We start from the raw sequence: 14047 nt of genomic DNA, 5'->3' as shown, positions 1-14047 counted from the left end.
TCGAATCCTCCCTTGCAGGCCGGCAAGCGGCGCGTGGCTCAGAGACGTTCAAAAGCTGTAGCTCGCGGTCGCCACCACGGTGCGGCGGTTGCCGGTGAAGCAGTCGCCACGCGACAGGCAGGTGGTGTAGTAGGTCTCGTCTTCCAGGTTGGTGGCGTTGAGGGTGAACGCCCAGTCCTGGTAGGCGTAGCCGAGCATGGCGTCGAACAGCGTCGTCGACGGCGTCTTCAGGCTGTCGGTGCCATCCCAGCTGGCACCGACGTAACGCACGCCAGCGCCGGCGCTGAAGCCGGGGATGCCGGCGATGCTGAAGCGGTGCTGCGACCATAGCGAGGCCATGTTTTCGGGCACACTGGCGATGCGCTTGCCCTGCTGGGCGACCGGTCCCTTGACCACTTCGCTGTCGAGGTAGGTGTAGGTGCTGATCAGATCCCAGTTCGAGTTCATCTCCACCAGCCCTTCCAGCTCCAGTCCCTTGACCCGCGCTTCGCCTGCCTGAATGGTGCTGAGCGGGTTCGCCGGGTTCGGCATCTGGCGATTCTTCTCGCGCAGATCGAACACCGCGGCCGTGAGCAGCGTGTTGCTGCCTGCCGGCTGGTACTTCACACCGAGCTCCCACTGCTCGCCCTCGAGCGGCTTGTAGGACTGCTGAGTGAAGTTGTCCAGCCCGATAATTGGCGTGAAGGACTCGCTGTAGCTGATGTAGGGCGCCACCCCATTGTCGAACAGATAGGTCAGGCCCACCCGGCCGGTCACAGCATCGTCCTTCTGCCGGGTGCCCTGCTCGACGCGGGTGTCAGCCCAGTCCTTGCGCAGGCCCAGAGTTGCCAGCCACTTGTCGAGACGGATCTGGTCCTGAACATAGAGGCCCTGCTGCGCAACGCGCTGCTGCGGGACATCGGAAAGCGTAATGCCGGATGGATCGAAGGTGCCGTACACCGGATCGTAGAGATCCAGCGGGGTGGCGGTTCCGCGGGCGGTCTTGCTATCGGTGACGGCGTGCCGGTAGTCGATACCGACCAGCGCGGTGTGCTGCAGCGGGCCGGTATCGAAGCGCGATTCGGCCTGATGGTCGGCGCTCCAGATGGTCACCTCCGGCTTGGAAATGGACCAGACACGATTGACCGTGCGGTCGTCGGCACCGAGCACCGGCGGCCAGCCATACATGGTCTGGTAGCTGACCTTGCTCTTCTGCCAGCGCAGGTTCTGCCGCAGCGTCCAGGTGTCGTCGACACGCCAGGCCATCTGCGAGGTCAGTGCTTTCTGCTCGGTGTCATATTCGTCGAAGCCGGGTTCGCTGACGAAGCGCTCGCTGCCAATCTCGCCGTAGGGCGCACCGAGCACCGTGCCGCGGTGCGGCAGGAAGGAGCTGGTTGTGCCGCTATCGTCTTTCTGCACGTTGGCCATCAGCGTCCATTCGAACTGCTCGTTCGGGCGCCAGGTCAATGACGGCATGAACACCAGACGGTTGTCCTTGGTGTGATCAACCTGGGTCTGGCTGTCACGCTGGATCGCCACCACGCGATAGAGCAACGTGCCGTCTTCATCCAGCGGACCGGTGCTGTCGAAGGCGATCTGCTTGCGGTCGAAGCTGCCGTACTGCAGCTGCAGCTCGCTCTTCTGTTCCGCCTGCGGACGCTTGCTGACGAAGTTGAGCAAGCCGCCAACCGAACTCTGCCCATAGAGCATGGACGATGGCCCCTTGATCACTTCGACGCGCTCCAGGGTGAAGGGGTCGGTGCGCGTGTTGTTGTAGTAGCCAACGCTCTGCTGCAGGCCATCGAGGAAGATGGTCGGGGCAACGCCGCGGATCAGCGCGAAGTCGCCGCGACTGTCCAGGCCATAAGCCTCGCCACGCATGCCGGCGACGTAGCGCAGCGAGTCCTGGATGGTCAGCGAGCCCTGGTCGCGGATGCGGTCGGCGGTGATCACGCTGATCGACTGCGGCGTTTCGATGATCGGTGTGTCGGTCTTGGTGGCGCCAATGCTGCGCTTGGCGACGTACCCTTCGACCGGGCCATTGCCCTGCTCGACTGCACGTGGCGCAATGATCTGTTGTGCCTCCAGCTCGACCGCTTCCTCAGCGTCGACAGCAAAGCAGGCGACCAGCACCGGCAGGCCCAACACCAGCGGGCGCAACGAAAACGGGGGCGAAGCGACAACGCGACTCATGAGTGCTACCTTGTTGTTTGATGAGAACGCGCATGATATTGATAAATGTTCCCATTTAGAAGATAGAAGTTGCCAATCTCCTACGATTGCAGGGCAGTAGCACTCGCTGCGAGATCGACGCAGCGGGAACGCTCCAGCTCAGGTGATGGGCGCCGGGTTGAACAGCACGATGTCATTGTGCAAGCGATAGCGCTCGGCCCAGGTCTGCTTGCGGCCGCTGGCGACGTCCAGGTAATAGTGGAACAGTTCCCAGCCGAGTTCCTCGATGCTCGCGCGGCCACTGGCGATGCGCCCGGCGTCGATGTCGATCAGGTCTGGCCAGCGCTCGGCCAGCTCGGTGCGCGTCGCAACCTTGACCACCGGCGCCATGGCCAGGCCGTACGGCGTGCCGCGGCCGGTGGTGAACACGTGCAGGTTCATCCCGGCCGCCAGCTGCAGCGTGCCGCAGACGAAGTCGGAGGCCGGGGTGGCGCAGAAGATCAGTCCTTTGCGCGCAACCCGCTCACCCGGCCCGACCACGCCGTTGATGGCGCCGCTGCCGGATTTGACGATGGAGCCCAGGGACTTCTCGACGATGTTCGACAGCCCGCCCTTCTTGTTGCCCGGCGTGGTGTTGGCGCTGCGGTCGGCGGCGCCGCGCTCCAGGTAGCGGTCGTACCAGTCCATCTCGGCGATCAGCGCATCGGCCACTTCCGGCGTTTCGGCGCGGGCGGTGAGCATATACACCGCATCGCGCACCTCGGTGTTCTCCGAGAACATCACCGTGGCACCGGCGCGCACCAGCAGGTCCGCCGCATAGCCCAGCGCCGGGTTGGCGGTGATGCCGGAGAAGGCGTCGCTGCCGCCGCATTGCATGCCGAGGATCAGCTCACTGGCCGGTACCGTTTCACGGCGGCGCTGGTCGAGCTTTTTCAGCCGGGTATCGGCCAGCGCCATGATCTGCTCGATCATCTCGCCGAAACCGCTGTTCGACTCCTGCAGGCGGTACAGCCAGGGGTCGCGCAGGTCCACCGAGGGATCGTCCTCGTGCATCACCTGTTCGGCCTGCAGCTTCTCGCAGCCGAGGCTGATGACCAGCGCTTCGCCGCCGAGGTTCGGGTTGCGCGCCAGGTTGCGCACGGTGCGGATGGGGATGTAGGCGTCGCGGGCGTTGATCGCCACACCGCAGCCGTAGCTGTGGGTCAGCGCGACCACGTCGTCGACGTTCGGGTATTTCGGCAACAGCTCGTCGCGGATGCGCTTGACCGCGTGTTCCAGCACGCCGGTGACGCACTGCACCGTGGTGCTGATGCCGAGGATGTTGCGCGTGCCGACGGTGCCGTCGGCATTGCGGTAGCCCTCGAAGGTGTAGCCCTGGAGCGGCTCGAGCGCAGCCGGCACGGCGGTGGCACGCGGCAGGCTTTCCAGCGGCGGCGCGCTGGGCATCCGCAACTGGGTTTCCTTGACCCAGCCGCCACGGCGCAGGGGTTCGAGCGCATAGCCGATGATCTGCCCGTAGCGGCGCACCGGCTCACCTTCAGCGATGTCCACGAGCGCGACCTTGTGGCTCTGCGGAACGGCCTCGACCGTGACCAGCCCGCCCTCGAATCGGGCGCCGACCGGCACGCCGCCGTCATTGACCACCACGGCGACGTTGTCCGCCTCGTGCAGGCGGATGCAGCGCGGGGAATCCTGGTGGGGAATCAGTTGCACGGTTTCGCTCATGTCTGCTCCGGTTAGGGTCCGGTTGTTGTTCTGTTCGGTGATCGCCGGGGGTGCCATACACGTGGCTCGCCTCGTAGGATGGACGGCCGAAGCCGTCCACCGGAGCCGGCCCGGCAAGCGTGCCTCAGCGCACCATGCACGGCTTCTTGTTGTTGAAGGTCCAGTCGGGGATCAGGTACTGCATGGCGATGGCGTCGTCGCGGGCGCCGAGGCCTTTTTCCTTGTACAGCGCATGCGCCTTGCGCAAGGCATCCCAGTCGAGTTCGACACCCAGCCCCGGCTTCTGTGGCACCGCGACCTTGCCGCCAACGACCTTCAGCGGCTTGAGGGTCAGGTGCTGGCCGTCCTGCCAGATCCAGTGGGTGTCGATGGCGGTGACGCGGCCCGGTGCGGCGGCGGCGACGTGGGTGAACATCGCCAGGGAGATATCGAAGTGGTTGTTCGAATGCGAGCCCCAGGTCAGACCGAAGTCGGCGCACATCTGCGCCACGCGCACGGAGCCGGCCATGGTCCAGAAATGCGGGTCGGCCAGCGGAATGTCCACCGAGTTGAGCTGCACGGTGTGACTCATCTGCCGCCAGTCGGTGGCGATCATGTTGGTCGCAGTCGGCAGGCCGGTGGCGCGGCGGAACTCGGCCATCACTTCGCGACCGGAATAGCCGTTCTCGGCACCACAGGGGTCTTCGGCATAGGCCAGCACGCCGTGCAGGTCGCGACACAGGCCGATGGCTTCGTCCAGCGACCAGGCGCCGTTGGGGTCCAGCGTCACGCTGGCGTCGGGGAAGCGCGCGGCCAGGGCGCGGATCGCCTCGACTTCTTCTTCGCCGCGCAGCACGCCGCCCTTGAGCTTGAAGTCCTTGAAGCCGTAGCGCTCGTAGGCCGCCTCGGCCTGGCGGACGATGCTCTGCGGGGTCATCGCCTCCTCGTTGCGCAGGCGGAACCAGGCGTCATCGGCGCCGGATTCGTCGCGGTAGCCGAGGTCGGTCTTGTTGCGATCACCGATGAAGAACAGGTAGCCGAGCATTTCCACTTCATCGCGCTGCTGGCCGTCGCCGAGCAGTGCAGCGACGGGCACCTCAAGGTGCTGGCCGAGCAGGTCGAGCAGCGCCGACTCCAGTGCGGTGACGGCGTGAATGGCGATGCGCAGGTCGAAGGTCTGCAGGCCGCGGCCGCCGGAATCGCGGTCGGCGAAAGCGCGGCGCGCACGGTTGAGCAGGGCGTTGTATTGGCCGATGGGCTCGCCGACCATCATGCCGCGGGCGTCTTCCAGCGTCTGGCGGATGGCTTCGCCGCCCGGCACTTCGCCGACGCCGACATGCCCGGCGCTGTCCTTGAGGATGAGGATGTTGCGGGTGAACCAGGGCCCGTGAGCGCCGCTCAGGTTCATCAGCATGCTGTCCTGCCCGGCGACGGGCACGACGGTGAGTTCGGTAATGCGGGGTGTGCCCGTTGCGGCAATGGTCATGGGTGTCCCTCTGTTGTTCTTGTCGGGGATGCGGCGCCCGCGCGGGCGCCGTTACACAGTTTCGCAGCGCGGCCTTTCGACCGGCTTTCACCTCAGCCGATGTAGGTAGTCTTCACCGTGGTGTAGAACTCCTGGGCGTAACGACCCTGCTCGCGCGGGCCATAGGACGAGCCTTTGCGGCCGCCGAACGGCACGTGGTAATCCACCCCGGCGGTGGGCAGGTTGATCATCACCATGCCGGCCTGGGCGTGGCGCTTGAAGTGATTGGCGTACTTCAGCGAGGTGGTGCAGATGCCGGCGGACAGGCCGAACTCGGTGTCGTTGGCCATCGCCAGCGCCTCGTCGTAGTCCTTGACCTTTACCACGTTGGCCACCGGGCCGAAGATCTCCTCGCGGCTGATGCGCATGCCCGGGTCGCTGTCGACGAACAGCGTCGGCGCCAGGAAGTAGCCCTCGGTGCCACACTTCACCCGCTCGCCGCCGCAGGCCAGGCGTGCGCCTTCCTGCTTGCCGATCTCGATGTAGCGCAGGTCCTGCTCCAGCTGCGCTTCGGACACGACCGGGCCGACATCCACGCCCTGCTCGAGTGCCGAACCAACCTTGATCTTCTTGATGCGCTCGACCATCGCCTCGACGAAGCGGTCGTAGATGCCTTCGGTGACGATGATGCGGCTAGACGCCGTGCAGCGCTGGCCGGTCGAATAAAACGCGCTCTGGGTGCACAGCTCGACGGCAACGTTGAGGTCGGCATCGTCCAGCACGATCTGCGGGTTCTTGCCGCCCATCTCCAGCTGCACCTTGGCGCCACGCGCCACGCAGGTCTGGGCGATACCGCGACCGACACCCACCGAGCCGGTAAAGCTCACCGCATCGACATCCTTGGCATTGACGATGGCCTCGCCGACTTCACGACCGCGGCCCATCACCAGATTGAACACGCCAGCCGGGAAGCCCGCACGGGAGATGATCTCGGCGATGGCCCAGGCGCAGCCGGGAACCAGGTCGGCCGGCTTGATCACCACGCAATTGCCGAAGGCCAGCGCCGGAGCGATCTTCCAGGCAGGGATGGCAATCGGGAAGTTCCACGGGGTGATCAGGCCGATCACGCCGAGCGGTTCGCGGGTCACTTCCACGCCGACACCGGGGCGCACCGACTGCAGCGTCTCGCCGGCCTGGCGTAGGCATTCGCCAGCGAAGTACTTGAAGATATTGCCGGCGCGGGCGACTTCACCGATGGCTTCCGGCAGGGTCTTGCCCTCTTCCCGCGCCAGCAGCGTGCCGAGCTCTTCGCGGCGGGCGAGGATTTCCAGGCCGACCTTTTCCAGCGCATCGGCGCGCGCCTGGATGCCGAAGGTGGCCCACGCCGGAAATGCGCGGCGGGCGGCGGCGATGGCCTGCTCGACCTGTGCGGCATCGGCCTGGGCGTATTCGCCGATCACGTCAGAGAGGTCGGACGGGTTGGTGTTGGCCTGGTAGCGATCCGAGCCGACCCACTGGCCGTCGATGAAGTTGTCGTAGCGTTGTACGTCAGCCATGCAAAGTGTCCTCTGATGATGCCCGGCGCGGCAGTTCGGCAGCGCGGCGCCGGGGCGATTCCGGAAAGGCTTACTGGGCGCCCTGCTTCTCGATCAGCACCGCCAGGCGCTCGTATTCGTCGGGCTTCAGCTCGGTCAGCGGCGCGCGAACCGGGCCGGCGTCGTAGCCGGAGATGCGTGCACCGGCCTTGACGATGCTGACCGCGTAGCCCTTGCAGCGGTTGCGGATGTCCAGGTACGGCAGGAAGAAATCGTCGATCAGCTTGCCGACGGTTTCGTGATCCTCGCGGGCAATGGCCTGGTAGAAGTCCATGGCGGTCTTCGGAATGAAGTTGAACACCGCCGAGGAATACACCGGCACGCCCAGCGCCTTGTAGGCCGCGGCATAGACTTCCGCGGTCGGCAGGCCGCCGAGGTAGCTGAAGCGCTCGCCGAGGCGGCGGCGGATCGACACCATCAACTCGATATCGCCCAGGCCGTCCTTGTAGCCGATAAGGTTCGGGCAGCGCTCGGCCAGCTGCTCCAGATGCGTCGCGGTCAGGCGGCAGACGTTGCGGTTGTAGACCACCACGCCGATGTTCACCGACTTGCAGACCTGCTCGACATGCAGCGCGACGCCTTCCTGGCTGGCCTCGGTGAGGTAGTGCGGCAGCAGCAGCAGACCCTTGGCACCCAGACGCTCGGCTTCCTGCGCCATCTGGATGGCCAGGCGCGTCGGGCCACCGACACCGGCAAGGATCGGCACCGTGCCGGCGCAGGTATCGACGGCGGTCTTGATGATTTCGCTGTACTCGCGCGGTTCCAGCGAGAAGAACTCGCCGGTGCCACCGGCAGCGAACAGCGCCGAGGCACCGTAGGGGCCGAGCCATTCCAGACGCTTGATATAGCCGGCGCGATGGAAGTCGCCCTGCGCGTCGAAGTCGGTGACCGGGAACGACAGCAGGCCGGAAGAGAGGATGGCCTTCAATTCTTGTGGATTCATTATTCGAGCATCCTGAATGCATGTTGAGGAGGTACAAGGGCAACAGCCTTGAGATACGTTATCGTACAACTAAAAATAGTCCAACCGTTTTTTCTGCGCATTTTCTTCAGCGCTGAAAGCTGAATGAAAGCTTTCTGCCTTTCACTCCTCCGGCCAGGGCAAGCTGTGCGAAGTCTGCTGCTTAATGGCATAAGCAGTTGCAGCAAACCAAGGCAAATGCACTGATGATTTCGTTTGACAGGCGACGTAGCGAACTGTAAAAAATCCTCCATAGTCGTACGACGACCTATGACCACAATAACAATAGCGAGGCCCCGGACATGTTCCGCAATTGCCCGTCCCCTGCGCAGCCGCCGGCTGCCGAGACCACCATACGCTGCGCCACCCCAGCCAATTCTCACTGGGCGACTGTCCCGGCTCGCTGCGCCTGCAGCGGAGGCCGCACACAATGAGTCAGCCGTTCAGCGCGACACCCCACGTAAAGAGCATGCAGGTCATCCCCGTGGCCGGCCACGACAGCATGTTGCTCAACCTCTGCGGCGCCCATGCCCCCTACTTCACCCGCAATCTGGTGTTGCTCACCGACAATGCCGGCAACACCGGCATCGGCGAAGTACCCGGTGGCGAAGGCATCCGCCAGGCACTGGAGCGCTGCCGGGCGCTGGTCATCGGCCAGCCGATCGGCCTCTACAACCGCACGCTCAACAGCCTGCGCAGCGCCATCGCCAGCAACGCCGCCGGTACGCCGCAGGCAACCCGCCACGAGGTGACCTCCGCAGCCGAGGCGGCGGTACTCAAGCAGCCTCACGAGATCAACCTGCGCCTGGACAACGTGATCACCGCGGTAGAGGCCGCCCTGCTCGACCTGCTCGGCCAGCACCTCGACGTGCCGGTCGCCGAGCTGCTCGGCAGCGGCCAGCAGCGCGACGCGGTGCCGATGCTCGCCTACCTCTTCTATATAGGTGATCGCCAGCGCACCGACCTGCCCTATCTGGCCAGCACTGGCGAGGACTGGTACCAGCTGCGCCATCAGCAGGCGCTGACCCCGGACGCCATCGCCCGCCTGGCCGAGGCCGCGCATGCGCGCTACGGCTTCGCCGACTTCAAGCTCAAGGGCGGCGTGATGCGCGGCGAGGAGGAGATGCAGGCGATCGCCGCGATCAAGGCGCGCTTCCCGGATGCGCGCGTGACGCTGGACCCCAACGGCGCCTGGTCGCTGGACGAGGCCATCGCCCTGTGCAGGGGCCAGGGCCACCTGCTCGCCTACGCCGAAGATCCCTGCGGCCCGGAAAATGGCTACTCCGGCCGCGAGATCATGGCCGAGTTCAAGCGCGCCACCGGCATTCCCACTGCCACCAACATGGTTGCCACCGACTGGCGGCAGATGGGCCACTCGCTGCGCCTGGAGTCGGTGGACATCCCGCTGGCCGACCCGCACTTCTGGACCATGCAGGGCTCGGTGCGCCTGGCGCAGATGTGCGAGCAGTTCGGCCTGACCTGGGGCTCGCATTCGAACAACCACTTCGACGTCTCGCTGGCCATGTTCACCCACGCCGCAGCCGCCGCGCCGGGACGCATTACCGCCATCGACACCCACTGGATCTGGCAGGAAGGCCAGGAGCGCCTGACCCGCGAGCCACTGCAGATCGTCGCCGGCCAGGTCCGCGTGCCCGAGCGCCCGGGCCTGGGCATCGAGCCGGACATGGACCGAATCATGAGCGCCCACGAGCTGTACAAGAAGGTCGCCAGCGGCGCGCGCGACGACGCCATGGCGATGCGTTACCTGGTGCCTGGCTGGACCTATGACCCGAAGAAACCCAGCCTCGGCCGCAATACCTGAACCCGCAGCCCAAACCCGGAGAACTCCAATGAAAACAATATTCCGCGCCTCCCTGCTTTCCGCCCTCGTCGGCATCGCCGGTCTCGCTGCCGCCTCCACCACGATGGCCGCCGATGTGAAATGGCCGACCCGCCCCGTGCAGGTGGTGGTGATCGCCAACCCCGGCGGCGACACCGACTTCAACGCCCGCACCATGGCCAAGTATTTCAACCAGATCACCGGCAAGAGCATGGTGGTGACCAACATCGCCGGCGGCGGCGGCACCCTGGCCGCCGAGCAGGTCAAGGGCGCCGCTGCCGATGGCAACACCATCCTCTTCACCCACCCCGGCCAGCTGATCGTCAACGAGGTCGCCGGCCTCACCGAGGACAGCTACGAAACCTTCGACGTCTCGTGCATCGCCGGCGTCGACAAGAGCACGGTGTTCGTCGCCTCCAAGCAGTCCGGCGTGACCAGCATGCAGGACCTGATCGACAAGTCGAAGGCCAAGCCGGGCAGCGTCACCTATGGCACCGAGATGGGCAGCTTCTCCCACGTGCAGGGGCTGATGCTGGAGAAGCTGACCGACACCAAGCTGAAGATGGTCGACGGCGGCACCGTTTCCGACCGCGTGGTGGGCATGCTCGGCGGCCGCCTGGACCTCGGCGCGATCACCTACGGCTCGGTGCAGGACTACGTCAGCGGTGGGCAGATGGTCGCGCTCGGCCAGCCCAACGACGAGCGCAACCCGCTGCTCGGCGACGTGCCGACACTCAAGGAGCAGGGCCTGGATATCACCATGGACAAGCCCTACGTGGTCGCTTTCCCGAAAGGCACCGACCCGGCGATCGTGAAGAAGATGGCCGACCTGATGAAGCAGATCACCGAGATCCCCGAGTACGCCGAGGACCTGAAGAAGTTCAAGCAGCCGGTGGCCTACTACGGCACCGAGGAAGCCAAGCAAATCCTGGCCAAGACCCGCGAGGATTTCATGCAGTTCAAGGACGAACTACGTCAGGCCAAGAACTGATCCCTGACGTGTCGCCAGCCGGCCACGCCGGCTGGCTGTCTCTCCTCGCGCACGGAGGTTTGCCATGACCACTGCGAACAAGAAAGAACTGACCATCGGCGTGGCCATGCTCGGCGCCAGCATCGCCTATCTGGTGATGGCCTACCGCGTACCCGGCCACGACGGCATTGATGCCGCCACCGTCCCCACCCTGCTGGCCATCCTGCTCTGCCTGCTCGGGGCGCTGCAGACACTCAGCGCCTTCGGCAACCGCGCGCAGCCCGCGGCCGAGAGCGACGCCGACGCACCGGAGCAAACCAGCACCAGCGTCGTCGAGCCGCTGACCGTGCTGAAGACCCTCGGGCTGATCCTGATCTACGTGGTGCTGCTCGGCCCGGTGGGCTTTCCGATCATGACCGCGCTTTACCTCTACCTGCAGTTCATCGTCCTGACGCCCGTTGACCACAAGGTCCGTCACCTGCCCTACGCGGCGATCGCGGTGGTCACGTCGGCCGTCATCTACCTGCTGTTCCGCGAGGCCTTCGACCTGTTGCTGCCCGCTGGCCTGCTGAACTTCTGAGGAATCGACCATGCTCGAATTACTGCAGCAAGGCTTCGGTGCCGTCTTCTCGCTCAACATCATGCTGCTGATGCTCGGCGGCGTCGCGGTCGGCATCGTCTTTGGCGCCGTGCCCGGCCTGTCGGCGACCATGGCCGTGGCGCTATGCCTGCCGCTGACGTTTACCATGGGGCCGCAAGCCGGCCTGTCGCTGCTGGTCGCGCTGTTCATCGGCGCAACGTCCGGCGGACTGATCTCGGCGATCCTGCTGAAGATTCCCGGTACGCCGTCGTCCATCGCCACGGTGTTCGACGGCGGCCCACTGATGGAGCAGGGTCTGGGCGTGAAGGCGCTCGGGGTCGGCATCGTGTTTTCCTTTCTCGGCACCATCTTCAGCATCATCGCGCTGATGTTCATCGCCCCGCAGCTGGCCAAGGTCGCGCTGAGCTTCGGCCCGCACGAATACTTCGCCATCGCGGTGTTCTCGCTGACGCTGATCGCCACCCTTTCCGCCGGCTCGATGGTCAAGGGGCTGTTCGCCGGCACGCTGGGCATCGCCGTATCCACCGTTGGCATCGCACCAGTAGAAGCGGTGCGCCGCTTCACCTTCGGCGTCAGCGAGCTGAACGGCGGCTTTTCCATGCTGACGGTGATGATCGGCATGTTCGCCGTGGCCGAGGTTATCAAGCTCGCCGAAACCGGCCGGCATGCCGTGCGCAGCAAGGCCGGCTCGGTGAGCATGAAGGACATCAAGGGCTTCGGCTTCTCGCTTAAGGAGTTTCGCCAGGAGCTGCCCAACGCCAGTCGCTCCGGTCTGATCGGTCTGGCAGTGGGCATCCTCCCAGGCATCGGTGCCGGCACCTCCAACCTGCTGTCCTACATCGTCGCCAAGAAGCGCGCCAAACAGCCGGAAACCTACGGCAAGGGCAACATCGGCGGCGTGGTCGCCAGCGAGACGGCGAACAACGCCGGCATCGGCGGCGCCATGATGCCGCTGATGACCCTGGGCATCCCCGGCGACACCACCACCGCGATCCTGCTCGGCGGCTTTCTGATCCACGGCATCCAGCCAGGGCCGCTGCTGTTCATCAGCCAGGGGCCGCTGGTCTACACCATCTTCGCCGCGCTGTTGGTGGCCTCGGTGATGATGCTGTTCATGGAGTTCTACGGCCTGCGCCTGTTCATCAAGCTGCTCGACGTGCCCAAGCACATCCTGCTGCCGATCATTCTGGTGCTCTGTGTGGTCGGTGCGTTCGGCCTCTCCAGCCGGCTGTTCGATGTCTGGTCGATCCTGCTGTTCGGTGTGCTTGGCTATGCCTTCGTCAAGGCGGGCATGCCGGTCGCGCCCTTCATCATCGGCTTCATCCTCGGGCCGATGGCGGAGACCAATCTGCGCCGCGGCCTGATGCTCTCCGACGGCAACTTCGCCTCGTTCTTCACCAACCCCATCGCCGCGACCTTTCTCGGGCTGGCCCTGGCCTTCGTGCTCTGGCAGCTGTACAGCGCGATGCGGCCACGGAGCGGCGTGCTCGGTCAGGTGCTACGCACCTGAACCTGCGCCCCTCTGCGCCAGCAGAGGGGCTGCCGTCAGGGCTTGGTGCCGAACGTCTCGCTAGCCAGCGTCCAACCCGCCACCTGCTCACTGAGGCTCAGCCCCAGCCCGGGCCGGGTCGGCACCTGCATGCAGCCGTCGCGGATCTCGAGCCGCTCCTGGAACAGCGGCTCGAGCCATTCGAAATGCTCGACCCATGTGGCATGTTCGTAGGCCGCCGCGAGGTGGATATGCAATTCCATAACGAAATGCGGCGCCATCACGATTCCGCGCCGCCGCGCCGCCTCGGCCACCTGCAGGAACGGCGTGAAACCACCGATGCGCGGCGCGTCATGCATGATCACATCCACCGCCCCGCGTTCGACGAAGGCACAGGCTTCGGCCGCACTGCCGAGCATCTCGCCAGTGCCGACCGGGGTGATCAGCTGCGCCGCCAGGGCGGCGTGACCTTCCAGATCGTGGGCGTCCAGCGGCTCCTCGATCCAGGTCAGCTCGAACTCCTCCAGCGCCCTGCCCATGCGTGCCGCGGTGGTGCGATCCCATTGCTGGTTGACGTCGACCATCAGCGCCGCCTCGTCGCCGAAGTGCCTGCGCAGCGCCGCGACCCGGCGCAGGTCGGCGTGCCGATCGGGCTGGCCGACCTTCAGCTTGATCCCGCCAATGCCTCGCGCCCTAGACGCCTCGGCCTTTTCGATGACCTCCTCGATGGGCGCCTGCAGGTAGCCGCCGGAGGTGTTGTAGCAAGGCACCGCGTCGCGATGGGCGCCGAGCAGCTTGGCCAGTGGCAGCCCGGCGCGACGCGCCTTGAGGTCCCAAAGCGCCGTATCGAAGGCGGCAATGCTCTGCACTGCCAGGCCGCTGCGCCCGATCGAGGCGCTGGCCCAGCTCAGCCGGCTCCACAGGCGGGCGATGTCGTTGGGATCTTCGCCCAGCAGCAACGGCGCCAGTTCCCGCGCGTGGGCATATTGCGCGGGGCCGCCGGTGCGCAGGCTGTAGCTGAAACCGAGGCCGTGATGGCCCTGCTGCGACTGCAGTTCAACGAACAACAGGCTGACCGACGCCAGCGGCAGCTGCCGCCCGGTGAGTACCTTGGCGTCGCTGACCGGCCGCTGCAGCGGCAGCTCCACCGCACGCAGGCCGATCCAGGTGATGCGGTCCGCTTCGTACAGGTCGCTCATTCGTGCCGCCGCCTCGCCAGTCAGGGGATGCGCTGGATAATCCGCCGGCTGATTGATACGGTCCAATTCATT

10 protein-coding genes are annotated in these 14047 nt (G+C 65.6%); 4 read left to right on the top strand and 6 right to left on the bottom strand.

Going from position 1 to position 14047, the window contains the following annotated elements; all coding sequences use genetic code 11:
* Positions 1–48: 48 nt before the first annotated feature.
* From CW305_RS21245 to kdgD, 5 genes are all read right to left on the bottom strand, one after another.
* Positions 49–2172 carry a TonB-dependent siderophore receptor gene (locus CW305_RS21245; protein WP_104098887.1) on the bottom strand — a complete coding sequence of 708 codons (2124 nt, stop codon included), beginning with the start codon at positions 2170–2172 and terminating at the stop codon, positions 49–51.
* Positions 2173–2310: 138 nt separating this feature from the next.
* Positions 2311–3864, bottom strand: coding sequence for a galactarate dehydratase (gene garD / locus CW305_RS21240; RefSeq protein ID WP_104099123.1), 1554 nt, complete (start codon positions 3862–3864; stop codon positions 2311–2313).
* Between the two features lie 136 nt (positions 3865–4000).
* Positions 4001–5341, bottom strand: coding sequence for a glucarate dehydratase (gudD, locus tag CW305_RS21235; protein WP_104098886.1), 1341 nt, complete (start codon positions 5339–5341; stop codon positions 4001–4003).
* Positions 5342–5433: 92 nt separating this feature from the next.
* A complete protein-coding gene (locus CW305_RS21230) occupies positions 5434–6876 on the bottom strand; it encodes an aldehyde dehydrogenase family protein (protein ID WP_104098885.1) in 1443 nt (480 codons plus the stop codon).
* A gap of 70 nt (positions 6877–6946) precedes the next feature.
* Positions 6947–7858, bottom strand: a complete 912-nt coding sequence (kdgD, locus tag CW305_RS21225) for a 5-dehydro-4-deoxyglucarate dehydratase (protein ID WP_104098884.1) — start codon at positions 7856–7858, stop codon at positions 6947–6949.
* A gap of 448 nt (positions 7859–8306) precedes the next feature.
* On the opposite strand from kdgD, the gene CW305_RS21220 reads away from it, so the two are divergent.
* From CW305_RS21220 to CW305_RS21205, 4 genes are all read left to right on the top strand, one after another.
* Positions 8307–9698, top strand: a complete 1392-nt coding sequence (locus CW305_RS21220) for an enolase C-terminal domain-like protein (protein ID WP_104098883.1) — start codon at positions 8307–8309, stop codon at positions 9696–9698.
* A 28-nt stretch (positions 9699–9726) separates the two neighbouring features.
* Complete coding sequence (locus tag CW305_RS21215; RefSeq protein WP_104098882.1) at positions 9727–10707, top strand: tripartite tricarboxylate transporter substrate binding protein; 981 nt, start codon at positions 9727–9729, stop codon at positions 10705–10707.
* Positions 10708–10771: 64 nt separating this feature from the next.
* Positions 10772–11266 carry a tripartite tricarboxylate transporter TctB family protein gene (locus tag CW305_RS21210; protein ID WP_104098881.1) on the top strand — a complete coding sequence of 165 codons (495 nt, stop codon included), beginning with the start codon at positions 10772–10774 and terminating at the stop codon, positions 11264–11266.
* Between the two features lie 10 nt (positions 11267–11276).
* Positions 11277–12797, top strand: coding sequence for a tripartite tricarboxylate transporter permease (locus tag CW305_RS21205; protein WP_104098880.1), 1521 nt, complete (start codon positions 11277–11279; stop codon positions 12795–12797).
* A 35-nt stretch (positions 12798–12832) separates the two neighbouring features.
* On the opposite strand, the gene CW305_RS21200 is transcribed toward CW305_RS21205, so the two are convergent.
* Positions 12833–13975, bottom strand: a complete 1143-nt coding sequence (locus tag CW305_RS21200; RefSeq protein ID WP_104098879.1) for an L-talarate/galactarate dehydratase — start codon at positions 13973–13975, stop codon at positions 12833–12835.
* Positions 13976–14047 lie beyond the last annotated feature (72 nt).

Origin of the sequence: Stutzerimonas kunmingensis (assembly GCF_002929225.1) — a bacterium.
GTDB lineage: Bacteria > Pseudomonadota > Gammaproteobacteria > Pseudomonadales > Pseudomonadaceae > Stutzerimonas.
Note: the sequence above shows the minus strand (reverse complement) of the source record. Positions and strands in the feature narration are given on the sequence as shown.

Coding starts and splice junctions, on each gene's coding strand:
- CW305_RS21245 (WP_104098887.1), bottom strand. CDS start 2,172: ATGAGTCGCGTTGTCGCTTCGCCCCCGTTTTCGTTGCGCCCGCTGGTG.
- gudD (WP_104098886.1), bottom strand. CDS start 5,341: ATGACCATTGCCGCAACGGGCACACCCCGCATTACCGAACTCACCGTC.
- CW305_RS21230 (WP_104098885.1), bottom strand. CDS start 6,876: ATGGCTGACGTACAACGCTACGACAACTTCATCGACGGCCAGTGGGTC.
- kdgD (WP_104098884.1), bottom strand. CDS start 7,858: ATGAATCCACAAGAATTGAAGGCCATCCTCTCTTCCGGCCTGCTGTCG.
- CW305_RS21220 (WP_104098883.1), top strand. CDS start 8,307: ATGAGTCAGCCGTTCAGCGCGACACCCCACGTAAAGAGCATGCAGGTC.
- CW305_RS21215 (WP_104098882.1), top strand. CDS start 9,727: ATGAAAACAATATTCCGCGCCTCCCTGCTTTCCGCCCTCGTCGGCATC.
- CW305_RS21210 (WP_104098881.1), top strand. CDS start 10,772: ATGACCACTGCGAACAAGAAAGAACTGACCATCGGCGTGGCCATGCTC.
- CW305_RS21205 (WP_104098880.1), top strand. CDS start 11,277: ATGCTCGAATTACTGCAGCAAGGCTTCGGTGCCGTCTTCTCGCTCAAC.
- CW305_RS21200 (WP_104098879.1), bottom strand. CDS start 13,975: ATGAGCGACCTGTACGAAGCGGACCGCATCACCTGGATCGGCCTGCGT.